The sequence below is a fragment of the Bradyrhizobium sp. KZN70725 genome, assembly GCF_055264925.1.
The window spans coordinates 177067-200133 of the sequence record NZ_JBUYWT010000002.1 but is presented as its reverse complement, the minus strand read 5'-3'; the positions used below and the strand labels follow the sequence as shown (position 1 = coordinate 200133).

General features: G+C 64.9%; 22 protein-coding genes and 1 pseudogene. 15 read left to right on the top strand and 8 right to left on the bottom strand.

The features are described 5' to 3' along the window. Positions 1 to 49 precede the first annotated feature (49 nt). A complete protein-coding gene (locus tag ACZBJS_RS02825; protein ID WP_463438321.1) occupies positions 50 to 922 on the bottom strand; it encodes an NAD(P)-dependent oxidoreductase in 873 nt (290 codons plus the stop codon). Positions 923 to 1125: 203 nt separating this feature from the next. On the opposite strand from ACZBJS_RS02825, the gene ACZBJS_RS02820 reads away from it, so the two are divergent. The 7 genes from ACZBJS_RS02820 to ACZBJS_RS02790 all read left to right on the top strand — a co-directional run bounded on the left by ACZBJS_RS02820 (position 1126) and on the right by ACZBJS_RS02790 (position 8313). Next, positions 1126 to 1563, top strand: coding sequence for a VOC family protein (locus ACZBJS_RS02820; protein ID WP_016843272.1), 438 nt, complete (start codon positions 1126 to 1128; stop codon positions 1561 to 1563). A 57-nt stretch (positions 1564 to 1620) separates the two neighbouring features. Next, the gene (locus tag ACZBJS_RS02815; RefSeq protein WP_463438320.1) at positions 1621 to 2751 is read left to right on the top strand and encodes an Mrp/NBP35 family ATP-binding protein; all 1131 of its coding nucleotides are present in this window, start codon (positions 1621 to 1623) and stop codon (positions 2749 to 2751) included. A 293-nt stretch (positions 2752 to 3044) separates the two neighbouring features. Continuing rightward, positions 3045 to 3194, top strand: a complete 150-nt coding sequence (locus tag ACZBJS_RS02810; RefSeq protein ID WP_229160782.1) for a hypothetical protein — start codon at positions 3045 to 3047, stop codon at positions 3192 to 3194. 308 nt (positions 3195 to 3502) lie between these two features. After that, on the top strand, positions 3503 to 4591 hold the full coding sequence (locus ACZBJS_RS02805) for a TRAP transporter substrate-binding protein (protein ID WP_028334237.1): 1089 nt from the start codon (positions 3503 to 3505) through the stop codon (positions 4589 to 4591). A 240-nt stretch (positions 4592 to 4831) separates the two neighbouring features. Beyond that, entirely contained in the window at positions 4832 to 5920 is a 1089-nt protein-coding gene (locus tag ACZBJS_RS02800) for a TRAP transporter substrate-binding protein (RefSeq protein WP_463438319.1), read from the top strand. Positions 5921 to 6307: 387 nt separating this feature from the next. Beyond that, on the top strand, positions 6308 to 6982 hold the full coding sequence (locus tag ACZBJS_RS02795) for a response regulator transcription factor (RefSeq protein WP_028344544.1): 675 nt from the start codon (positions 6308 to 6310) through the stop codon (positions 6980 to 6982). A 2-nt stretch (positions 6983 to 6984) separates the two neighbouring features. Further along, positions 6985 to 8313, top strand: a complete 1329-nt coding sequence (locus tag ACZBJS_RS02790; protein WP_253623955.1) for a sensor histidine kinase — start codon at positions 6985 to 6987, stop codon at positions 8311 to 8313. 31 nt (positions 8314 to 8344) lie between these two features. On the opposite strand, the gene ACZBJS_RS02785 is transcribed toward ACZBJS_RS02790, so the two are convergent. The 6 genes from ACZBJS_RS02785 to ACZBJS_RS02760 form a co-directional block, all read right to left on the bottom strand. Further along, the gene (locus tag ACZBJS_RS02785; RefSeq protein ID WP_463438318.1) at positions 8345 to 9625 is read right to left on the bottom strand and encodes a M20/M25/M40 family metallo-hydrolase; all 1281 of its coding nucleotides are present in this window, start codon (positions 9623 to 9625) and stop codon (positions 8345 to 8347) included. Positions 9626 to 9841: 216 nt separating this feature from the next. Beyond that, positions 9842 to 11443, bottom strand: a complete 1602-nt coding sequence (locus ACZBJS_RS02780) for a TRAP transporter large permease (protein ID WP_057017254.1) — start codon at positions 11441 to 11443, stop codon at positions 9842 to 9844. Next, positions 11440 to 11979 (bottom strand): TRAP transporter small permease subunit, encoded by a 540-nt coding sequence (locus ACZBJS_RS02775; RefSeq protein WP_028334243.1) that lies wholly within the window; start codon positions 11977 to 11979, stop codon positions 11440 to 11442. The genes ACZBJS_RS02780 and ACZBJS_RS02775 overlap by 4 nt, the downstream gene beginning before the upstream one ends. A gap of 342 nt (positions 11980 to 12321) precedes the next feature. Further along, positions 12322 to 13356 carry a GTP 3',8-cyclase MoaA gene (moaA, locus tag ACZBJS_RS02770; RefSeq protein WP_463438317.1) on the bottom strand — a complete coding sequence of 345 codons (1035 nt, stop codon included), beginning with the start codon at positions 13354 to 13356 and terminating at the stop codon, positions 12322 to 12324. A 254-nt stretch (positions 13357 to 13610) separates the two neighbouring features. After that, positions 13611 to 14096, bottom strand: a complete 486-nt coding sequence (locus tag ACZBJS_RS02765) for a hypothetical protein (RefSeq protein WP_463438316.1) — start codon at positions 14094 to 14096, stop codon at positions 13611 to 13613. Positions 14097 to 14255: 159 nt separating this feature from the next. Next, positions 14256 to 14936: an HAD hydrolase-like protein gene (locus ACZBJS_RS02760; protein WP_092084387.1), complete on the bottom strand. Its 681-nt coding sequence runs from the start codon at positions 14934 to 14936 to the stop codon at positions 14256 to 14258. Between the two features lie 76 nt (positions 14937 to 15012). Between ACZBJS_RS02760 and ACZBJS_RS02755 the strand changes: the two genes are divergently transcribed. The 6 genes and pseudogenes from ACZBJS_RS02755 to ACZBJS_RS02730 all read left to right on the top strand — a co-directional run bounded on the left by ACZBJS_RS02755 (position 15013) and on the right by ACZBJS_RS02730 (position 19900). Beyond that, a complete protein-coding gene (locus ACZBJS_RS02755) occupies positions 15013 to 15846 on the top strand; it encodes an SDR family NAD(P)-dependent oxidoreductase (RefSeq protein WP_463438315.1) in 834 nt (277 codons plus the stop codon). Between the two features lie 108 nt (positions 15847 to 15954). After that, on the top strand, positions 15955 to 16653 hold the full coding sequence (gene rpiA / locus ACZBJS_RS02750; RefSeq protein ID WP_141340543.1) for a ribose-5-phosphate isomerase RpiA: 699 nt from the start codon (positions 15955 to 15957) through the stop codon (positions 16651 to 16653). A gap of 23 nt (positions 16654 to 16676) precedes the next feature. After that, the gene (locus ACZBJS_RS02745; RefSeq protein WP_057017260.1) at positions 16677 to 17207 is read left to right on the top strand and encodes a DUF2059 domain-containing protein; all 531 of its coding nucleotides are present in this window, start codon (positions 16677 to 16679) and stop codon (positions 17205 to 17207) included. Between the two features lie 216 nt (positions 17208 to 17423). Beyond that, entirely contained in the window at positions 17424 to 18809 is a 1386-nt protein-coding gene (gene gor / locus ACZBJS_RS02740; protein WP_057017261.1) for a glutathione-disulfide reductase, read from the top strand. Positions 18810 to 19284: 475 nt separating this feature from the next. Then, positions 19285 to 19494 (top strand): DUF2934 domain-containing protein, encoded by a 210-nt coding sequence (locus ACZBJS_RS02735; protein ID WP_057017262.1) that lies wholly within the window; start codon positions 19285 to 19287, stop codon positions 19492 to 19494. A 57-nt stretch (positions 19495 to 19551) separates the two neighbouring features. Next, a pseudogene (locus tag ACZBJS_RS02730) lies at positions 19552 to 19900 on the top strand (cupin domain-containing protein). Between the two features lie 178 nt (positions 19901 to 20078). Here ACZBJS_RS02730 and ACZBJS_RS02725 read toward each other — a convergent pair. Next, positions 20079 to 21005 carry an alpha/beta hydrolase family protein gene (locus ACZBJS_RS02725; RefSeq protein ID WP_253623951.1) on the bottom strand — a complete coding sequence of 309 codons (927 nt, stop codon included), beginning with the start codon at positions 21003 to 21005 and terminating at the stop codon, positions 20079 to 20081. A gap of 151 nt (positions 21006 to 21156) precedes the next feature. Here ACZBJS_RS02725 and ACZBJS_RS02720 point away from each other — a divergent pair, with 151 nt between their 5' ends. Both ACZBJS_RS02720 and ACZBJS_RS02715 read left to right on the top strand, forming a co-directional pair. After that, the gene (locus ACZBJS_RS02720) at positions 21157 to 22545 is read left to right on the top strand and encodes a class II 3-deoxy-7-phosphoheptulonate synthase (protein WP_028334252.1); all 1389 of its coding nucleotides are present in this window, start codon (positions 21157 to 21159) and stop codon (positions 22543 to 22545) included. A 49-nt stretch (positions 22546 to 22594) separates the two neighbouring features. Beyond that, positions 22595 to 22948, top strand: a complete 354-nt coding sequence (locus tag ACZBJS_RS02715; RefSeq protein WP_463438314.1) for a diacylglycerol kinase — start codon at positions 22595 to 22597, stop codon at positions 22946 to 22948. Positions 22949 to 23067: the final 119 nt, after the last annotated feature.

The window sequence follows — 23067 nt, the reverse complement described above, 5'->3', positions numbered from 1 at the left end:
GACGTGGATGCCCGGGACAAGCCCGGGCATGACGAGATCGTGGGAAGCGTTACCGCTGCAGCCGCGCCAGCAGGCTCGACGTATCCCAGCGCTTGCCGCCCATCTTCTCGACCTCGGCATAGAACTGGTCGACCAGCGCGGTTGCCGGCAGGGTGGCGCCGTTGCGGCGGGCCTCCGCCAGCGCAATTGAGAGGTCCTTGCGCATCCACTCGACCGCGAAGCCGAAATCGTACTTGCCCTCGTTCATGGTCTTGTAGCGGTTCTCCATCTGCCAGGACTGCGCCGCGCCCTTGGAGATGGTCTCGATCACGTCGGCGACGTCGAGGCCGCTCTTCTTGGCGAAGTGGATGCCCTCGGACAGGCCCTGAACCAGACCGGCGATGCAGATCTGGTTGACCATCTTGGTGAGCTGGCCGGCGCCCGCCGGCCCGAGCAATTTGCACATCCGCGCGTAAGCGCCGGTGATGATCGGCTCGGCGCCCGCATAGGCGTCTTCGCTGCCGCCGCACATCACCGTCAGCACGCCGTTCTCGGCGCCGGCCTGGCCGCCGGACACCGGCGCGTCGACGAATTTGAAGCCGGCCTTGGTCGCGGCGGCATCGAGCTCGCGGGCGACCTCGGCGGAGGCGGTGGTGTGATCGACGAAGGTCGCGCCCTTCCTGATCCCGGCGAAGGCGCCGTCGGTGCCGATCGTGACCGCGCGCAGGTCGTTGTCGTTGCCGACGCAGCACATCACGAAATCCTGGCCTTCGGCGGCGGCCTTCGGGGTCGGCGCCGTCTTGCCGCCGAACTTGTCGGCCCATTCCTTCGCCTTCGCCGCGGTCCGGTTGTACACGGTGACCTCATGGCCGCCTTTTTTCACGAGGTGTCCCGCCATCGGGAAACCCATCACGCCGAGACCGAGGAAAGCGACTTTAGCCATATCTGTTACCTTGTGATTTGCCGTGGTGATCGCCCCTTGAGACCGCCGGAAAACGTCGCGGCGGGCAGGGCATTCCGTCCATGGAAGGAGCCGCACCATACCCCCTGTGCAGCGGAGGGCAACGGCCTTGGTGGGATGGCAGAACCCGGTTTTGTGCTAGGATTGGGCCACCAACGAACTTCACAAAAAAGGGAGTGTATCGCATGGGCATGAGCGTCGGTGTGCTCGATCATTTCAATATCCGGACCCGGAATCTCTCCGCCACGGTGCGGTTCTATGAGGACATCCTGGGCCTGGAAAAGGGCGCGCGGCCGAACTTCGCGTTCCCCGGTGCGTGGATGTACAGCGAGGGCAAGGCGGTCGTGCATCTGGTCGATATTTCGGCGACCGACGAGGCACAAAAGCCTGACTCGGGCGTCGTCCATCACGTCGCCTTTGCCAGCCAGGGCTTCGATGGGATGCGGCAGCGGCTTCAGTCCAAGGGCATGGAATTCGACTCGCGCCAGGTTCCCGGCGGCGATCTCTGGCAGATCTTCGTCAACGACCCCAACGGGGTCATGATCGAGCTGAACTACGAGGCCGCCAAGGAAGGCGGCTCCGCCGCGCCGGCCGAGCGGCGGGACGACGTCGGAGCGAGGTAGCCTTTTGCGCTGCAACGCTCTATGGGTCGGTCTCTTGAACTTTCCAGGAGATGCGCGGTGAGCGTGACGCAGCAACAGGTCCTCGATTGCCTTGCCAAGGTGATGTCGCCACGCGGCACAGCCTTGACCAACGCCAATGTGCTGTCGGCGATCACGGTCACCGACGGCAAGGTGTTCTTCTCGATCAATGTCGACGCCGCGGAGGCCCGCGCCTGGGAGAGCGTGCGTGCGCAGGCCGAGAATGCCGTGCGCGCCATCCCCGGCGTCAGCGTCGCCATGATCGCGTTGACCGCCGAGCGCAAGGCGGGCGCTGCGGCACCGGCGCCGCGGCCGGCCGGCGGCGTCCCGCCGGCGTCCGCCCATCGCCATCCGCATCCGCCCGGCGGGCAATCGCCGATGGCCCGGCAGGCCGAGATCCCCGGCATCTCCGCCGTCATCGCCGTCGCCTCCGGCAAGGGCGGCGTCGGCAAGTCGACCACGGCGCTCAACCTCGCGCTCGGCCTGCGCGACCTCGGCCTGCGCGTCGGGCTGCTCGACGCCGACATCTACGGCCCGTCGGTGCCGCGGCTGACCGGCATCCGCGAGAAGCCGCAGCTCAATGACGACAAGAAGATGGTCCCGCTGCAGCGCTTCGGCCTGTCGATCATGTCGATCGGCTTCCTGGTCGAGGAGGACACCGCGATGATCTGGCGCGGGCCGATGGTGATGTCGGCGATCACCCAGATGCTGCGCGACGTCGCCTGGGGCACGCTCGACGTGCTCGTGGTCGACATGCCGCCCGGCACCGGCGATGCCCAGCTCACGCTGGCGCAGAACGTTCCGCTCAAGGGCGCCGTCATCGTCTCGACCCCGCAGGACCTCTCGCTGATCGACGCCCGGCGCGGGCTTGCGATGTTCAAGAAGGTCAGCGTGCCGGTGCTCGGCATCGTCGAGAACATGAGCTATTTCCAGTGCCCGCATTGCGGCACCCGCTCGGATATCTTCGGCCATGGCGGCGCCCGCCACGAAGCCGAGAAGCTGGGGGTGCCGTTCCTCGGCGAGATCCCCCTGCACATCGCGATCCGCACCGCCTCCGATGCCGGCAACCCGGTGGTCGAGAGCGAACCGGACGGCCCGCACGCGACGATCTACCGCGCGATCGGCGGCAAGGTCCGTGAGCAGCTGCAAGGCGTCATCGCGGCTGCCTGAGCCTGCGCTGCTGGGCCGATTGGTCGCGAAGCGTCGGGAGCCCGGCGGGCTTTCTTCACAGGCCCGTGGCCTTTGGACGATTGCTGAATCGGTTCCGGCCTGTATGTTTATGCAGGAGTGGCCGAATCGTACCACCCTTCGATCAGCGGAAGGCGGCCACGGGTGAAGCCAAAACTGCGGGAAGGGGCCGTGAGGCGACCATCGACATGGCAGCATCACGCGAAGCAAACAAGCAGCACCGCAAACATCTGACGCGGGAGAAGCGCGCAGAGGCCTCCCGGCTGGCATTCAACATGGCCAAGAAATCCGACTCGATCGGCGAGGCCGCCGAGGTGATCGCCAAGACGTATGGTGTCAGCAAGACAACCGCGCAAAGTTGGATCCGGCGCGGGCGGTATTTGGCTGATCAAGCCAAGAAGGCGCGGGCGACGACGCGGCGCTGATAGCTCCGGTAACCCGACGGTTGAGAGCGGGCCGGACGGTCCGCACGCGGCGATTTACCGCGCGGTCGGCGGCAGCTCCGCGGCCACCTGCCAGGCGTCATCGTCGCTGCCTGAAGGCGCATTTTCCGGCTGATTTCCAGCCCCATCAGACTTTCGTTTAATTGGCGCGGTCATGCCATTGTCGCGTTTCCGTGACGCCGCCTTCCGTGTTAAAGGGCCGACCCAGAGCGCCTCGGCAAGCCTTTCACGCGGCTGTCGGAGAACTGCTTGCGGTCACTGGGAAACGCCCCTGAAGGAGAAGTCTTACGATGAAGCGTCGTGATTTTTTGAAAGTTTCTGCGGCCGGTGCTGCCGCGACGGCGGTTGCCGCGCCGGCGATCGCGCAGTCCTCGCCTGAAATCAAGTGGCGCCTGACCTCGAGCTTCCCGAAGTCGCTGGACACCATCTATGGCGGTGCCGTCGAGCTGTCGAAGTACGTCGCCGAAATGACCGACAACAAGTTCCAGATCCAGGTGTTCGCGGCGGGTGAGATCGTCCCCGGCCTGCAGGCGCTGGACGCGACCTCCAACGGCACGGTCGAGATGTCGCACACCGTCGCCTACTACTATGTCGGCAAGGACCCGACCTTCGCGATCTACGCGTCGGTGCCGTTCGGTCTCAATGCCCGCATGCAGAACTCCTGGTGGTATCAGGGCGGTGGCCAGGAGCTCGGCAACGAGTTCTTCAAGAAGTTCGGCGTGATCGGTTTCCCGACCGGCAACACCGGCACCCAGATGGGCGGCTGGTTCCGCAAGGAGATCAAGACCGTCGCCGACATGTCGGGCCTGAAGATGCGCATCGGCGGCATTGCCGGCCAGGTGCTGCAGAAGGTCGGCGTGGTGCCGCAGCAGCTCGCCGGCGGCGACATCTATCCGGCGCTCGAAAAGGGCACCATCGACGCGGCCGAGTGGGTCGGTCCCTATGACGACGAGAAACTCGGCTTCCAGAAGGTCGCCAAGTACTACTACTATCCGGGCTTCTGGGAAGGCGGTCCGACCGTGCACTCCTTCGTCAACCTGGAGAAGTGGAACGCGCTGCCGAAGAACTACCAGGCGATCCTGGCCAACGGCGCCGCCAACGCCAACAGCTGGATGGCCGCGCGCTACGACATGCAGAACCCCTCCGCGCTGAAGCGGCTGGTTGCCGGCGGCACGCAGCTGCGTCCGTTCACCAACGAGGTGCTCGAGGCCTGCCTCAAGGCGACCAACGAGCTGTGGGGTGAAATCTCGGCCAAGAATGCCGACTTCAAGAAGTCGATCGAGGCCATGCAGGCGTACCGCTCCGACCAGTATCTGTGGTGGCAGGTCGCCGAATACACCTTCGACAGCTTCATGATCCGCTCGCGCACCCGCGGCTGATCGGCGTCTAGCCTTTTGGACGAGCGTTCGCGCGACGCGAACGCATTGCCCGGCCTCCGCAAGGAGGCCGGGTTTTTTGCGTCTGGCATTCGTGAAGGGGATGCTCCATGCTCGCATCCGAAGCCTCGGCACGAAGGCGGCGTGTGATCGGTCACCGGTCATGGCGGCAAAAAGAAAAGCGGCGCGACGATCGAAAGCAGTCGACGCTCGGACAACACAATCGAACAGGGCAGGATTCAAATGAAGCGAAGAGATTTCATCAAGGTCACGGGTCTGGGCGTCGCCGGCGCCGCCACGGTCGCAGCTCCCGCGATCGCGCAGTCGATGCCGGAGCTCAAGTGGCGCTTGACGACGAGCTGGCCGAAGTCGCTCGACACGCTGCACGGCGGCGGCGAGCTGATGGCGAAGGCGGTCGGTGAAGCCACCGACAACAAATTCCAGATCCAGACCTTTGCCGCGGGCGAGATCGTGCCGGGCCTGCAGGTGCTCGACGCCGTGCAGAACGGCACCGTCGAGATGGGGCACACCGCGCCCTATTATTATTTCGGCAAGGACCCGACCTTCACCTTCGGCTCGGCGGTGCCGTTCGGGCCCAACATGCGCCTCAACCAGGCCTGGTTCATGCTGGGCGGCGGCAAGGACCTGCTCAACGAGTTCTACAAGAGCTACAACGTCACCTCGCTGCTCGCCGGCAACACCGGCTGCCAGATGGGTGGCTGGTTCCGCAAGGAGATCAACAGCGTCGACGATCTCAAGGGCCTCAAATTCCGCATCGGCGGCTTTGCCGGCAAGGTGATGCAGAAGCTCGGCGCGGTGCCGCAGCAGCTCGCCGGCGGCGACATCTATCCGGCGCTCGAGAAGGGCACCATCGATGCGGCCGAGTGGGTTGGTCCCTACGACGACGAGAAGCTCGGCTTCTACAAGGTCGCGCCGAACTATTACTTCCCCGGCTGGTGGGAAGGCGGCCCCATGCTGGTGGCGATGATCAATCTCGACAAGTGGAACGCGCTGCCGAAGCATTATCAGTTCGTGCTCGAGCAGGCAGGCCATCTCGCCAACAACTGGATGATGGCGCGCTACGACCAGGCCAATCCGATCGCACTGAAGAAGCTGCTCGCGGTCGGCACCAAGCTGCGTCCGTTCCCGCCTGCGGTGATGGAAGCTTCCTTCAAGGCCGCCAAGGAGCTGCATGCCGAGGTTTCCGCGACCAACGCCAACTTCAAGAAGGTCTATGACTCGCTGACCTCGTTCTCCAACAACGGCTATCAATGGTTCCAGGTCGCCGAGGTCGGCTACGACAATTTCATGGCGCGCCACTCGCAGGCGTGATTGCTGCGAGTTGGACAGGAAATCAGCCTCGGAGCGAAAGCGCCGGGGCTTTTCCATGCCGCGATCGCGGCCGCGGCGCGACGCGGCTTGCGAAGACGCATGACCGCCGGTCGCTGGCCGTGGCGGCAGCTGCCAGTTCTCGATCTCCGGGCGCGAACGCGCAATCCGTTATGTTATCATGGCTAGCTGACGTCAGCCTTACACGGGCGCAATCAAAGGCGCCTGGCGTAGATTTTGATTGCAGCGGGGAGGCGGTATCTGTTTTCAGGGCAGTAACACGAGCTGGAGCAACATGCGCTTGTGTCGCCATCGAGACGTCACCTTCGCATGCGTCTTGTTTGACGACAGCAAGCAGAAGATCGATTGAATGAAGTCAGGATTGCTGCGATGCGCCTTCTGATCGTCGAGGACAATGTCGAGCTCTCGCGGCTGCTCGCCAGCGGGCTGATGGCGGCGGGATATGAGTCCGATGTCGTCAACAGCGTTGCCGAGGCGCGCGATGCGCTGCGCAGCGTCAGTTATGCCGCCATGATCCTCGATCTCGGTCTGCCCGACGGCGATGGCTTGTCGGTGCTGTCGGAGCTTCGCCGCAAGACCGATCCGCTGCCGGTCCTGGTGCTGACCGCGCGGGGCGGCCTGCAGGATCGGGTCAGCGGCCTGCGCAGCGGCGCGGACGACTATCTGGCGAAGCCGTTCGCGCTGGAGGAGCTGGTGGCGCGGCTCGAAGCCATCCTGCGCCGACCCGGCCAGCTGCTCGGCTCCTCGCTGAAGCTCGCCAATCTGGTCTACGACACCGAGAGCAAGCAGGTGTTCGTCGACGGCGCTCCGCACGTGTTCTCGGCGCGCGAGACGTCGGTCCTGGAGATCCTGTTGCGACGGCAGGGGCGGGTGGTGCCGAAGAAGAATGTCGAGGACCACATCTTCGGCCTGTCCGGCGAGGTCGCCTCGAACGCGGTCGAGGTCTACGTGTCGCGGCTGCGCAAGCTGCTCACCGAGCACCGCGCCAGGGTCATCATTCATACCATTCGGGGCGTCGGTTATCTGATGGCGGAGGAGAAGTAGGCGTGTTCCGCTTCAAGTCGCTGACGTCGCGGATCGCGTTCCTGCACATCGTGGCGGTCGCGGTCGCGGCGATCTTCCTGCCGCTGCTGCTGCTGTGGCTGTTGAATTCGGAGATCAATCAGCTGCATCGCGAAGCGATGCGCGACCAGGCCGCCGATCTCGGCCAGAACCTCTCGGTCGATGCCGCGGGCAAGGTGCAACTCAACCTGCCGGACAGCCTGAAGGGACTCTATTCCGACGCCTATGGCCGCTACCGCTACGACATCTACGATGCCGACGGTCACCTGCTGTTTTCGTCGCATCGCGAGGCGCCGCGACTGCCGGCGTCCGCCAACCGGATTTCCGGTGCCAGCGTCACCAAGCTGCTCGGCGGCCAGACGCTGCGCATCCTGGTCGCCGAGGACCTGTCGCATCGCGACGTCATCATCGACGACATCGTCTCCAACTTCTTCCGGCGGGTTGGCTGGATCACCATCCCGATCCTTCTGATCCTGCTTGCCACCGACATCCTGATCTTCCGCCGCGCGGTGACACCGCTGTTGCGGGCCTCGGAGGAGGCGAGAAGCATCGGGCCGGCAAGGACCGATATCCGCCTGCCGACGGAGGGGATTCCAAGCGAGATCCTGCCGCTGGTGACCGCCGTCAACCAGGCGTTCGATCGCCTTGAGGAAGGTTTTCACGTGCAGCGCCAGTTCACGGCCGATGCCGCGCATCAGCTGCGCACGCCGCTTGCGATCCTCAGGACCCGGATCGAGACGCTCGATGCGGCCAAGGGGACCAGGGAGCTGCATGCCGACATCGAGAGCATGAGCCGCATCGTCAGCCAGCTGCTCGAGATCGCCGAGCTCGACACGCTGGTGCTGGATCCCGGCGAGACCGCGGATTTGCGCGCGGTGTGCGCCGAGGTGGTCGGCTCGATCGCGCCCTACGCGCTGGCGCAGCGGAAAGATATCGCGTTGCGCGGCACCGACAGTCCGGTGCAGGTCAGGGGCAATGCGGAGATGCTGCAGCGGGCGATCTTCAATCTGGCGGAGAACGCCATCAAGTACACCGCCGAGAGGACCTCGGTCGATGTCGAGGTGCACGACAACGGTTCGGTGCAGGTGCGCGACTGCGGGCCGGGGATTGCGCCCGCCGAGCAGGGGCTGATCTTCCAGCGCTTCTGGCGCAGCGATCGCCAGCGCACCGACGGCGCGGGGCTCGGGCTCTCGATCGTGCGCGGCGTCGTCGACGATCACGATGCGACGGTGAGGGTGGAGAACCTGCCGTCCGGCGGCGCCCAGTTCACGCTGCGCTTCCGCCTCGCCAAGGCGGAGCCGGCGGCGTCCTGAGCGCCCGCGAACGTGCCGCGGCCTTGCCGGTCTACTTCACCTTGCCGTCGGACAGGTCCATGATCATGCGTGTGGTCAGCACCAGGCGCGGCACGATGCTGTTGATCTGCACGTATTCGGCATCGTTGGAGTGCGCGCCGAAGCCCGACAGGCCCATGCCTTCCACCACGGCGCCCTTGGTCTTGAGGGCGGCAAATGCGGCGTCGGTGCCGCCGCCGGTGGCCCGCTCGGCGACGTTCAGCGACAGGCCGAGTTCCTGATAAATCGTCTTGCCGTGGGCGGCCACGCGGCGCGAGGTGTCGCCGGCTTCGAGCGGCGGGCGGCGCACCTCGAACTTCACGTCCACCCTGGAGTCCGGCAGCAGGCGGTTCTTGATCTTGTCCTGCAGGGCTTTCTCGAGCTCGTCGAAATCCGCCACCTTGAGCGCACGCGCATCGGCCTGGGCGGTGGCTTCGGCTGGGATCACGTTGCGATTGGTGCCGGACTTGGACACCGTCCAGTTCAGCTTCAGGCCCTGCTCCGGCTTGGACAGGTCCTTCATCTGCAGCACCTGGTGTGACAGCTCATAGAGCGCATTCACGCCGCCTTCGGGCCTGGCGCCCGCATGCGACGACTTGCCGTGCACCGTGAGATAGGCCGAGCCGATGCCGCTGGTGGCGAGGCGCAGCGTGCCGTCCGTGCCGCCGCCCTCGAACGAGAACACGGCATCCTGTTCCGCGGCGAGACGGGTGATGGTGCTGCGCCAGCCGGGCGAAGAGATCTCCTCGTCGCCATTGATCAGCACCGTGAGCGTACCGTAATTTTTGAAGTTCAGCTTCTGCAGCAACGCCGCGGCGTGGAGGATGGTGGCGACGCCCTGCTTGTCATCGGCAATGCCGAGCCCATAGGCCTTGTCGCCATCGATGCGGAAGGGTTGGTCCTTCAGCATGCCCTTGAGATACACCGTATCCATGTGCGCGATCAGCATGATCTTCGCGCTGCCCGTGCCCTTGAAGACGGCCTGCACGGCGGGACCGATCTTCTCCGGCGTGTCGTCGAGGCGGTAGATATCGGTGGTCTGCAGGATATCGACCGTGCCGCCGAGCTGCTTGAGCTGGCGGGCGACGCGCTCGGCGAGCTGGTTCAGGCCCTCGATGTCCTTGCTGCCGGATTCGATCTGCACGAGGTCGCGCAGGGTGTCGAGCAGCGGCTGCTGTTCCTGTTGCGCCAGCGCGCGAATGTCGGCTGCATGCGCTGCGGGCGCGGCAAGCGCCAGACCAAGCGACAGCATCAGCGGGCGAATGAGCGAGCGGGCGGGATGCAATTGGGGCATGCGGCGATCTGTGAGTTGGAGGACGATCCGTATCCCCGTCTTCACAGGCCTCGCCGGTGCCGTCAACAGCGGCGTGCCTCGCGCCCGCGAGCGTTTTCGAGCGAAGTGGACGCCGGTTCGCGTGAAGAAAACGCGACAAAACGAGAATCCAGGGCTTCGGTTCTGATTTAATCAGAACCGAAATGCTCTGGGCACGCCGAATGCGCTGATGCCGGGCTACTGTTTCGGCTGTCCGAAGTCGAGCGGCGGCAGGTCGATCTGCGGCACCTCGATCTTGACCTTGTTGAGGTCGACATCGAGCGGCTTGTCGAGCAGTCCGGTGACGACGACCGGGAACGCGATCACCAGCGCCACCATGATCGCCTGCAAGCCGATCCACGGCATTGCGCCCCAGTAGATGTCCGAGCTCTTCACTTCCTTGGGCGCCACGCCGCGCAGATAGAACAGCGCGAAGCCGAATGGCGGATGCAGGAACGAGGTCTGCATGTTGACGCAGAGCATCACGCCGAACCAGATCAGCGCGGCGTCGGGGCCGACCACCGGCGCCAGCACCTTCTGCGCGATCGGCGCGACCATCGGCAGGATGATGAAGGCGATCTCGAAGAAGTCGAGGAAGAACGCCAGGAAGAAGATGAACAGGTTGATGAAGATCAGGAAGCCCCAGACGCCGCCGGGCAGCGAGGTCAGATGGTGCTCCAGCCAAGTGCCGCCGGATACGCCGAGGAACACGACCGAGAAGCAGGTCGAGCCGATCAGGATGAAGGTGACCATGCAGGTGATCCGCATGGTGGTCTCGTAGCCCTGCTTGATCAGGTCGCGCAGGTCCGGGATCTTGACGGCCTCGAGGCAGATCCAGACCACCGCGGCGTAGGTGATCGCGAAGGCGAGCTTGAAGAGCAGGTTCTCGCTGTAGAGCATCGCGATGATGGTGCCGATGCCGCCGGCGATCACACCGACCATCAGCACCTTGTTGCCGGTGGCGCTGAAATCCTTGTGGTGGATGGCGGCGAGCACGATGGCGCCGACCGCGCCCATGGCGCCGGCTTCCGTCGGGGTCGCAAGGCCCATCATCATGGTGCCGAGCACGACGAAGATCAGTACCGCCGAGGGGATGATGCCGAGCAGGCACTTCTTCCACAGCGCCCACCCGGTCAGCGTGCGTGCCTCGATCGGCACCGCCGGCACATGGCTCGGCTTGAAGATGCCGAGCAGGAAGGTGTAGCCGGCGAACAGCAGGATCTGGAACACCGATGGGCCCCAGGCGCCGAGATACATGTCGCCGACCGACTTGCCGAGCTGGTCGGCGAGCACGATCAGGACGAGAGAGGGAGGGACAAGTTGCGTGATGGTGCCGGAGGCGGCGAGCACGCCCGTGATGTAGCGGATGTTGTAGCCGTAGCGGATCATCACCGGCATCGAGATCAGCGCCATCGCGATCACCTGCGCTGCCACCGTGCCGGTGATGGCGCCGAGGATGAAGCCGACGATGATCACGGAATAGCCGAGGCCGCCGCGGATCGGGCCGAACAGCTGGCCCATCGAATCCAGCATGTCCTCGGCGAGCCCGCATCTCTCCAATATCGCGCCCATGAAGGTGAAGAACGGGATCGCCAGCAGCAGCTCGTTGGACAGCACGCTGCCGAAGATGCGGCCCGGGATCGCCTGCAGGAAGTTGAGGTCGAAGAAGCCGAGATAGATCGAGAGGAACCCGAACGACAGGCCGACCGCGGCGAGCGTGAACGCCACCGGATAACCGATCAGCATCGCTACGATCAGGCCGCCGAACATCAGTGGCGGCATCATCTCCAGCGTGATCATTGAGTCGGCCTCTCATACTTCGCGTCGATGGTCACGTAGCCCTGCAGCGCGGCGATCCGCTTGATCACCTCTGAGACGCCTTGCAGCGCAAGCATCACGAAGCCGGACGGGATAACGAACTTGATCGGCCAGCGCAGCAGGCCGCCGGCGTTGCCGCTCATCTCGCCGACTGCATAGGCCTGGTAGAAGAACGGCCATGACAGATAGGCGAGCAGGAGGCAGGCCGGGATCAGGAAGAACAGCGTTCCGATCAGGTCGAGCCAGAGCTGGCCGCGTTCGGACAGCATCAGATACATGATCTCGACGCGGACATGCTCGTTGCGCTTGAAGGTGTAGGAGGCGCCGAACATCACGAGGATCGCGAACATGTACCACTGCGCCTCGAGCCAGCCGTTCGACGAGTAGCTGAACGCGTAGCGGATCATGGCGTTGCCGGCGCTGACCAGGCACGAGATCAGCACCAGCAGGTTGCAGATGTAGCCGATCTTCTCGTTGAGTTGGTCGATGGCCTGACTTAATGCCAACAATGGGCGCATCACGATCTCCACGGTCGCGCCATCCGCGCGCCGAATATCTCTTCAAGCATCATCTGGCCGCCGCGCGCATGCGCACGGAGCCACGGCTCACTTTCAGGAGCAGTTGCAAACGTTCGTCCTCCCCCGAAATCCGCTTGAGCCGTTCTTGGCTGCCGGGAATCGTCGGCAGGAGCCGACGGAGGGCAGCGGCCTATGCTGGCCAGACTAGCGTGAAAGCTGATTCACCAAATCAGCGCCGTGGAACGCCGTCAATCGGAAAATGGACAAATTGACGCCGCGGCAAACTGTTGTCCCGCCTTGGTAATCGGGGGACAGGCCGCGCGTCGGAAGGGAGCTTGAAGACTAGCCGCCGGTCACGCTCATGTGGCGGCTGACGCTCGGACGGTTGTGGCGGCGGTCGATGATGAAATCGTGCCCCTTCGGCTTCAGTCCGATGGCCCGGTCGATGGCCGCCGCCAGCAAATCGTTGTCGGCGGAGGCACGCAGCGGCCGGCGCAGGTCGGAGGCGTCCTCGTGGCCGAGGCAGGTGTGCAGCGTGCCGGTGCAGGTGATCCGCACCCGGTTGCAGGATTCGCAGAAATTATGGGTCATCGGCGTGATGAAGCCGAGCTTGCCGCCGGTCTCGGCGACCCGGACGTAGCGGGCGGGGCCGCCGGTGTCGTCGGACAGATCGGTCAGCGTGTAGTGCTTCTCGAGCCGCGCGCGCATCAAGGACAGCGGCACGTACTGATCGATCCGGCCTTCGCCGATGTCGCCCATCGGCATCACCTCGATCAAGGTGAGGCCCATGCCCTTGCCGTGCGCCCATTCCATCAGCGCCGGTATCTCGTCCTCGTTCATGTTCTTCAGCGCGACCGCGTTGATCTTGACCGCGAGCCCCGCCGACCGCGCCGCCTCGATGCCCGACAGCACCTTGTCGATGTCGCCCCAGCGGGTGACGGCCCGGAATTTTACGGGGTCGAGGGTGTCGAGCGAGACGTTGACGCGGCGCACGCCGCAATCGGCCAGCTCCTGGGCGAAGCGCGCCAGCTGCGAACCGTTGGTGGTCAGCGTCAATTCGTCGAGTGCGCCCGTGGTCAGATGCCGCGACAGCGAGCGCACCAGGCCCATCACGTTGCGGCGGACCAGCGGCTCGCCGCCGGTGAGGCGGATCTTGCGCACGCCCTTGGCGACGAACGCCGAGCAGAGCCGGTCGAGCTCTTCCAGCGTCAAGAGATCGGCCTTCGGCAGGAAGGTCATGTCCTCCGACATGCAGTAGAAGCAGCGCAGGTCGCAGCGGTCGGTGACGGAGACGCGCAAATAACGGATGGTCCGGCCGAACGGATCGGTCATCGGACGAAACAGCGTGTCGGAATGTGCTTGCGTGGATCCGTTCATTCAGTTCGGGCCTTGCAATCTGTTTCCTGCCTGCCGCGCCGTGATCGGCTCCGGCATCCGCAATCTATGCATGTTGGCGCGTTGTCACAATGCGTCCCAAGGGATGATCGTATGGATGATCCGCAGCATGCAAAGCGATAGGCGAGGCAGATCGCGCGATGTAGGATCGCAATCGCGGATGTGTCTCGACCAAATACAAAAACCGGCTTTGGGCCGGGCTCTTGTGCAGTGCAAATGCGGTTCGGCCGCCCGCGCTAGCGCGACGGCGCGGCGGCCGGCGCCGGCGCAGCCGCGCTCGGGGCGGGGAACGCGGAGTTCGGAGCGGCGGCAGGCGCCGCAGCGGCAGCCGGTTTCGGCTTCTTCTTCCGTATCGGCTTCTTCGCCGCGCGCGGCGGCGGTCCGGCCGGCTGCAGCTCGGCGAACACCGGACTGGGATCCAGCGTCGTGGTGGCCGGCGTGGTGAAGTCGCCGGGAACGCGGGTCACGGTGACCGGAACGGTCGCCGGCTGGAACTTCGGCATGTTGAAGGTGACGGAGAAGTTGGTCTCCGGCGCCGGGATCGACACGGTGCAGGGCGTCTTGCAGCCCGGTCCGAGCGAGGTCACGGCGTCGGCGCCCGGCGGGTTTGAATCCAGCTGAACCGGCATCGGTGGCGGCGCCGACTTGAACGAATCCAATGAGAAGGAGGAGCAGCCGGCCAGGCTCAGCCCGGCGGCCGCAATCACGATGATACGACGCATGATCCACACTCTACTGCGGCAATCAGCCACAATCCCCGGAGCGGACCATAGGTGCGTCGGAACAGAGGCGCAACAGCGGGGGGCCTGCTCGTTAAAGGATGGTTAATGGTGGAATCGCATGGCTAAATATTGCCAAGCGATCAGTGTGTTGCGGAAAGTTTATGCCGCGCTCAGGCTGGCGACGGCGTCCGGCAGATCGCGCATATGGCTGATCAGCCGGTCCGGCTTCAGCTCGGTCATCGGAACGTCGGTATAGCCAAAATCGACGCCGATCACCGGGACCTGGGCGCGCCTTGCGACCCCGACATCGGGGCCAGCATCGCCGACCATGATGGCGCCGGGCAGCCGGCCGCCGGCGCGGGCCACCGTCTCGCGCAGGAACGTCGGATCGGGTTTTGCGATGCCGAAGGTATCGGCGCCGCAGATCGCGGCGAAGCGCTTGGTTAGGCCGAGCCGGTCGAGCAGCAGCTTCGACAGCCATTCCAGTTTGTTGGTGCACACCGCAAAGCGATGGCCCTTTGCTTCGAGCCGGTCGAGCGCGGCCTCGAGCCCGTCGAACGGTCGCGAGCCGTCGGCGATATGCTCGGCATAATAGTCGACGAAATCCGCGGTCAAGCGGTCGAGGTCACCGACGCTGACCGCGCGTCCTTCCACCTCGAGCCCGCGTTCGAGCAGCTTGCGCGCGCCGGCGCCGATCATGTTGCGCGCGGCCGCCAGCGGCACCGGCCGCAGGCCCTCGCGGTCGAGCACATGGTTCAGCGCGCCGATCAGATCAGGCGCGGTGTCGACCAGCGTGCCGTCGAGATCGAATACGACGATGGGGGGAGAGGCGGCGGACATGATGCTTTTGGCTATCGGGCCGGGCGCTGCGATGCAAGAGTAGATGTGGGCACGTCATGAGATAGGGGAGGCTGAGATGCGGGAACTTGCCGGAAAAGCCGCTTTCGTCACCGGCGCGGCCAGCGGAATCGGACTGGCGATGGCAACCGCCTTTGCTCGCGAGGGCATGAAGGTGATGCTCGCCGACATTGAAGCCGGTCCGCTGGACGAGGCCGTCGATGCGCTGCGCGCCGGCGGTGCGGATGCTGATGGCGTGGTCTGCGACGTTGCCGATCGCCTAAGCGTCGATCGCGCGGCGGAGGCGTCGTTCCGCGCCTTCGGCAAGGTCCATGTCGTCTGCAACAATGCCGGCGTCGCGGCCGGCGGCGGCATTGACCCGATCTCGGTCGACGACTGGCGCTGGGTGATCGACGTCAACCTGATGGGCGTCGTGCACGGCATCAGGAGCTTCCTGCCGCACATCCGCGGGCACGGCGAGGGTGGCCATATCGTCAATACGGCTTCGATGGCCGGGATGAATGCCGGGCTTGGCTTGAGCCCGTATTCGGCGACCAAGTTCGCCGTCGTCAGCCTGTCCGAAGGGCTCGCCATGCAGCTCAGGCCGCTCGGGATCGGCGTCAGCGTGCTCTGTCCGAGCTTTGTGCGGACCCGGATCGGCGAGAGCGGGCGCAACCGCCCGGAGCAGTACGGCCCGACCCGTCAGTTCGATCCGGCAAGCCCGATGGCCGCTGTCGTCGCCGAGATCGCGCGACGCCTGGAGGCCGGTCTCGATCCGGCGTCGGTTGCAGGACATGTGCTGGCCGCGATCCGCGACGACCAGTTCTACATTTTCACCCACCCCGGGATGCGGGCCGAGGTCGAACAGCGCTTTTCGGCGATTTTGGCCGCGATGGACGCCGTTTCGGCCTAAAGACTGGTCCGCTTGCCGCTATTCCTGCCTGCAAAACGACGCTAGATATGCGCCCGCCGGGCCACCCGATGGCGGCCCGTAACGGACCAACCGAGGGGCTATCGGCACGTGGACATGGACGCACTGAAACGCCAGGCGGCGGCGCGCGCGCTCGAAGAGGTGCGCGACGGCATGAAGCTCGGGCTCGGCACCGGATCGACCGCGAAGCATTTCGTCGAGCTGCTCGGCGAGAAGGTCCGGTCGGGCATGAAGGTGATCGGCGTGCCGACCTCGGAAGCGACCCGCGCGGATGCGATCCGCTGCGGCATTCCGCTGACCACGCTGGACGAGATCGACCATCTCGACCTCACCATCGACGGCGCCGACGAGATCGACCCGGCGCTCAACCTGATCAAGGGCGGCGGCGGGGCGCTGCTGCGCGAGAAGATCGTCGCGGCCGCCAGTGATCGCATGATCGTGATCGCCGACGACAGCAAATGGGTCGACGTGCTCGGCCGCTTTCCGTTGCCGGTCGAGGTGATCCCGTTCGGGCTCGCCGCGACCCAGGCCGCGATGGCGCGGGCGTTTTCAGAGGCTGGCGTATCCGGCGAAATGCTGGTCCGTCAGGGCAAGGACGGTCACGTTTTTGTCACCGATGGCGGCCACTGGATCGTCGATGCCCATCTCGGCCGGATCGGCGATCCGCCGCGTCTTGCCGGTTTGCTCAGCGTGATTCCGGGCGTGGTCGAACACGGCCTGTTCATCGGGCTTGGCAGCGTCGCCGTGCTGGCCGGCGTGCAGGGAATTCGGGTTGTTGAACGGCCATGAGGCCGCAAGCAAGGAGACTTGGAATGAATCGTTTTTCGGGACTTTTGTCGGCTGCGGCCCTGGCGGCTGGACTGGCGCTCGCACCGGCGATGGCGCAGCAGCCGCAGCTGCCTCCCATGCCCCAGGTCAAGCAGTCGACCCCCGCGGCGATTGGGTACGCCAAGGAAATCCTTCAGATGAAGAACGTGCAGGTGATGTATGCCGGCGCCGTTCCTGGAATCATCGAGAAGACCAAGACCGGTCTGCTCCAGCAATACCTCAACTACCAGAAGGACCTCAACGAGGTCGCGCTCGTCATCGCCAAGAACCTGGGTGGCAGTGAGAAGGAAATCGGCGAAGGCATGGCGCAGCTCTACGCCGCCGAGTTCACCGAGCAGGAGCTGAAGGATCTCGTGATCTTCTACAAGACGCCGCTCGGTCAGAAGCTTCTGACCTCTGAGCCCAAGGCAATCAACGATTCGCTGCAATATATGCAGCAGTGGGCGCAGCAGTTTGGCGTGATCGTCAACGCCCAGTTCAAGGCCGAGATGAAGAAGCGCGGCAAGGATATCTAAACGACGCCTCAGCATGACGGGCGTCAAGTTGAGTGCGCCGCACTAATCTACGTCATTGCGAGCGAAGCGAAGCAATCCATTGTCCCACAAGCGGAGAGATGGATTGCTTCGTCGCTATCGCTCCTCGCAATGACGGCGGTGAAAGACTAGATGCCCTCAAGCTGAGGGAAAGCAGTTGATCAAGCCGAATTCCGGCGATTAGAGCTGAGATTTACCATGGCCGAGTTTGACGTCGACCTGTTTGTCATCGGTGGTGGTTCGGGCGGCGTTCGTGCCGCCCGCATCGCCGCGGGTTACGGTGCGAAGGTCATGGTCGCCGAAGAGTACCGGATGGGCGGCACCTGCGTGATCCGCGGCTGCGTGCCGAAGAAGCTGTTCGTGATCGGCAGCCACGTCCACGACGAGATCGAGGACGCGGCCGGCTTCGGCTGGAGCATCGGGCAGGTCTCGTTCGACTGGGCCACTCTCGTCGCCAACAAGGACAAGGAGATCGCCCGGCTCGAGGGCGCCTACACCACCAACGTCGAGAAGTCGGGCGCACGGATCGCGAAGACCCGCGCGGTGCTTGAGGATGCCCACACCATCAGACTCGCCACCGGCGAGAAGGTGACGGCGAAGTACATCCTGATCGCGACCGGCGGCGCGCCCAATCACGGGCCGATCGTGCCCGGCATCGAGCACGTGATCTCCTCCAACGAGGCGTTTCACCTCAAGGAGCTGCCGAAGCGGATCGTGATCCAGGGCGGCGGCTACATCGCGCTGGAATTCGCCGGCATCTTCGCCGGCTTCGGCTCCGACGTCACGGTAATCTATCGCGGCGACAACATCCTGCGCGGCTTCGACGAGGACGTGCGCAAGCATGTCCGCGCCGAGATGGAGAAGCGCGGCATCACCATCATCACCGGCTGCACGGTGGCGAAGGTCGACAAGCACGGCCGTGACTTCACCACGCACCTGTCGAGCGGCTCGAGCATCGCCTCCGACCAGGTGATGTTCGCGATCGGCCGGCATCCCAATGTCGCCAATCTCGGGCTCGAGACCGCCGGCGTCGCCATCAATCCAGCGAATGGCGGCATCCAGGTCGACGGCTGGTCGAAGACCTCGGTCGACAACATCTACGCGGTCGGCGACGTCACCCACCGCACCAATCTGACGCCGGTTGCGATCCGCGAGGGCCATGCCTTCGCCGACACGGTGTTCGGCAAGCGCCCGGTCGAGGTCGACCACGCCACGATCCCGACCGCGGTGTTCTCGCAGCCGGAGGTCGGCACCGTTGGTCTGACGGAAGAGGAGGCGCGGGCGCAGTTCAGCCACGTCGACATCTACAAGACCGATTTCCGCCCGATCAAGGCGACGATGTCCGGCCGCGACACCCGCGTGCTGATGAAGCTCGTGGTCGACGGCGCGAGCGACCGCGTGCTCGGCTGCCACATCGTCGGCGATGGCGCCGCCGAAATCACCCAGGCCGTCGCGATCGCCGTCAAGATGAAGGCGACCAAGGCCGATTTCGACGCCACCATCGCGCTGCATCCGACCGCTTCCGAAGAGCTGGTGACGATGCGGACGCCCACCGCGCGCCACGTGCGCCAGGCGGCGGAATAGCGGTAGCCCGCAGGGGCCGGCGCTGCCGTCCTGGTGTTCTCCTGGCGATGGGGAACGGGGAATGAGCCCTGCCTGACAGCCCAACGCCGCCCGCTTAAAATACATGCGGACGGCGCTGTCTCTAGCCCCAGGAAGGTTGGCAAAATCCTGATGAGTTTTTGTCTGCGGAAGCGGGGCAAAGGTTTCATACCTCGGAAGGGGTAGCGCGCCTCCGCAAGACCGACGCCGACGGCCGTGCTTCGTGCCCGGGAATTAGGGCACCCTTGTTGACATGCACATCCGCCCGGGACTTTTCCTCAGGGTCGCTTCGCGCCCTCAAATCGAACGCGGTTTCCGGCGAATGGTCTGCGCAACGGCGCTTGTGCACAGGCGATGCGCCATCGGCGCGCGGCCGTCTCGCGCACCCTGGAACCTTGCGCTATGCTGTCCGTTCCACTCTCAAACAGTTTGATGTCTCAAATTGAGGGAGCCGCGCATGAGAGGCCCAACCGAGCAGGAGATCCGGACCCGCGCCTACGAATTGTGGAAGGACGCCGGCGAGCCGCCGGGCAAGATGGATCAGCTCTGGTATCAGGCCGAAAAGGAACTGCTGGCGCGGCGGGCCACCAACGGCGAAGCGCCTTGCGACATCAACGGGCACAATGGGCCGAGTACATATCCGGAGAGGCTGAGGGGCGTGCATTGAGTGCGTCGCGCGGCTGAGCTAACGAGTCCGGCAGGCTGGCCCGGACCCGGAGGCATCATGAGCGGCGCGATCGATCTTTCGCAGAAACTGTCGACATTCAGCGATCACTGGTCGCCGCGCACCGTCGCGCAATTCAACGCCTGCGACGTCATGGTGGTGAAGGTGCAGGGCGAATTCGTCTGAGCACGACGACACCGACGACTTCTTCCTCGTCCTGAAAGGCATCCTCGACATCGAGCTGCGCGACCGCACCGTGACGCTAACGCCCGGCCAGATGTACATCGTGCCGAAAGGCGTCGAGCATCGGCCTGTCGCAAGGGAAGAGGTGCATCTGCTGCTGATCGAACCGACCGGGACGCCGAACACGGGTGACGCTGCGACGGCTGCGCCGCGGAAGGTGGTGTGAGGCTGGCAGGGTGGGCGGAGCGAAGCGATACCCATCATCTTGACCGCGAATCCGGGTTGAAGAGCAAAGCTCGCGCGATTCATGTCGCGAGAATGCGAAATTATGATTCACCAGCGGCGCAATATAATGCGGCGTCGTCCCTGCGAAAGCGCAGGGACGACGCCGGAGAGTGCCGCGTCTATCCCTCCGCCTCAATCCACTCCGCGGCACCGCGCCACAGCGCGTCGCGGTGGTCGCTGCGGAAGAAGCCGAGATGGCCGATCGCTTTTGCGCCGGCGTCGGCGGGACGGATCGAGATGATCTCCGGCGTGATCGACGTGAAGGCGGAGCACAGCAATTCGACCGCCGGCCGCGTTGCCCAGGTGTCGTCGGTCATGACAAGCGCGCGGAGCTTGCCCTTGAACTTCGGAAAATTCTCGCGCGCTGTCAGCGTGGCATCATCGAGCAGATAGCGCTCCCGCATCACCCAGTTCCGCCATTGCTCGAACGCGCCCCTCGGCAGGTCCATGCCGAGGCCGGCCCAAGCGGGGAGGTAACCGAGCGTGCGCGCCAGCGGCAGGCCGACGCCGGTCATGAAGGCGACGACGCGGTAGCGCTCGGGCGAGGCCATCAGCTTCCAATAGGCGGCCTGCGATGCGATCAGGAGCGCGCGCGGGATCTCGGCATTGTTGGCAAGCAGCCCGAGCGCCTGGCCGCCGAAGGAGTGGCCGACATAGGCGAAGGGGAGGCTGCGATAGCGCTCGCGCATCCAGCTCACCGCCGCGGTGGCGTCGAGCGCAGCCCAGTCCGCCATCGTGGCCTTGAAGCCGGCCAGTGATTTCGGCTTGTTGAGGCCGGTCGCCGCCATCGGCCGGCTACCGCCGGTGCCGCGGTAGTCGTAGGTCAGTACCGCGGCGCCGCGGCGGGCGAGGTAGCCGGCGAAGCCGCGATAGACCTTGCGGGGCACGGCAGTCGCCGAATTGATCAGCACGGCCTGACGCCGCGTGCCGCGCGGCAGGAACAGCGTCGCGGCGAGCGGATAGCCGTCCGCGGCCGGCACGACGATGTCGTCGCTAAAAACGTCGTCCAGCGCGGCGGAGGCCACGGCGATTTCCCCGGCATTCATGCTATGCTCTACCAAATGCGAATTCGGATTTCCCTGCAAGGGTTTGACCAGATTGCAGGAATCCTTCTAGCGGGAAAGCGGGGCCCTGTGTATAAGCCGGGCTTTCGTCATGCCGTGATTAAGTTGCGGTTTTTGCTCAGGAGTTGACCTCATGTCCGAGCGGTGGACACCCGATAGCTGGCGCGCCAAGAAGGTGCTGCAGGTGCCCGATTATCCCGATGCCAAGGCATTGGCCGATGTCGAGGCCCAGCTGGCGACTTTTCCGCCGCTGGTGTTCGCGGGCGAGGCGCGCAGCCTGAAGAAGGCGCTGGGGCGGGTCGCCGCCGGCGAGGCCTTCCTGCTGCAGGGCGGCGACTGCGCCGAGAGCTTTGCCGAGCACGGCGCCAACAACATCCGCGACTTCTTCCGCGTCCTGTTGCAGATGGCGGTCGTGCTGACCTATGCCGGCGCGCTGCCGGTGGTGAAGGTCGGCCGGATCGCCGGCCAGTTCGCCAAGCCGCGCTCGTCGCCGACCGAGAAGCAGGGCGACGTCGAGCTGCCGAGCTATCGCGGCGACATCGTCAACGACATCGCCTTCACCCCGGAAGCGCGCATTCCCGATCCGCAGCGCCAGCTGATGGCTTATCGGCAATCCGCCGCGACGCTGAACCTGCTGCGCGCGTTCGCCACCGGTGGTTTCGCCAATCTCGGCAGCGTGCATCAGTGGATGCTCGGCTTCCTGAAGGATTCGCCGCAATCACGCCGCTACAAGGAGCTGGCCGACCGTATCTCGGATGCGCTGAACTTCATGCGCGCCTGCGGCCTCGACCTCGAGAGCCATCCCGAGCTGCGCGCCACCGATTTCTACACCAGCCACGAGGCGCTGCTGCTCGGCTACGAGCAGGCGATGACGCGGGTCGATTCCACCACCGGCGACTGGTACGCGACCTCCGGCCACATGATCTGGATCGGCGACCGAACCCGTCAGCTCGATCACGGCCATGTCGAATATTTCCGCGGCATCAAGAACCCGATCGGCCTGAAATGCGGCCCGTCGCTGAAGCCGGACGAACTGTTGAAGCTGATCGACATCCTCAATCCCGACGATGAGCCGGGGCGCCTGACCCTGATCAACCGGTTCGGCGCCGACAAGGTCGGCGACCATCTGCCAGGCCTGATCCGCGCCGTGCAGCGGGAAGGGCGCAAGGTGGTGTGGTCGTGCGATCCGATGCACGGCAACACCATCACCTCGACCTCGGGCTACAAGACGCGGCCGTTCGATCGCGTGCTGTCGGAGGTGAGGTCGTTCTTCCAGATCCACGCTGCCGAAGGCACCCATGCCGGCGGCGTGCACCTGGAGATGACCGGACAGGACGTCACCGAATGCATCGGCGGCGCGCGCGCCATCACCGATGAGGACCTCAACGACCGCTACCACACGGTCTGCGATCCCCGTCTTAATGCCGAACAGTCGATCGACATGGCCTTCCTGATCGCCGAACTCCTGAAGCAGGAGCGCGCCGGCAAGGTCAAGCCGATGCCGGCCGCTGCGGGGTTGTGATTGGGGCTGTGGCTTGGGCAGGCAGTGACTTGGACTTGGGGGCCGTGACTTGCTGAGGTTCTGGCGAGCCACCATCAACTCGCGCAACGGGCTGGCATTCGCCATTCGCTCGGAGCAGGCGATTCGCGAGGAGGTGGTGGCGCTGGCGCTGTCGCTGCCGCTGGCCTGGCTGGTCGGCGCCACCGTGATGCGCCGGGTCGAATTGGTTGCGACCGTGGTGCTGGTGCTCGTCATCGAGCTGCTCAACACCGCGATCGAGAAGCTAGCCGATCGCCTGACCATGGATCACGATCCGCAGATCGGGCGGGTCAAGGACATGGGCTCGGCCGCGGTCGGCGTCGCGCTCGTCATGGGCGGGCTGTTCTGGCTGTTCGCCCTCGCCGAACGCATGGGCGCGTTCTGATTCCCGAGCATGATCCGGAAACGTGGGAACCGGTTTTCCGATCAGATCATGCTCAAAAGAAGCTCCCGCCGGTCATGGCGCGATTTCTGCAATCGCACCATGACTGGAAGATGATTGAA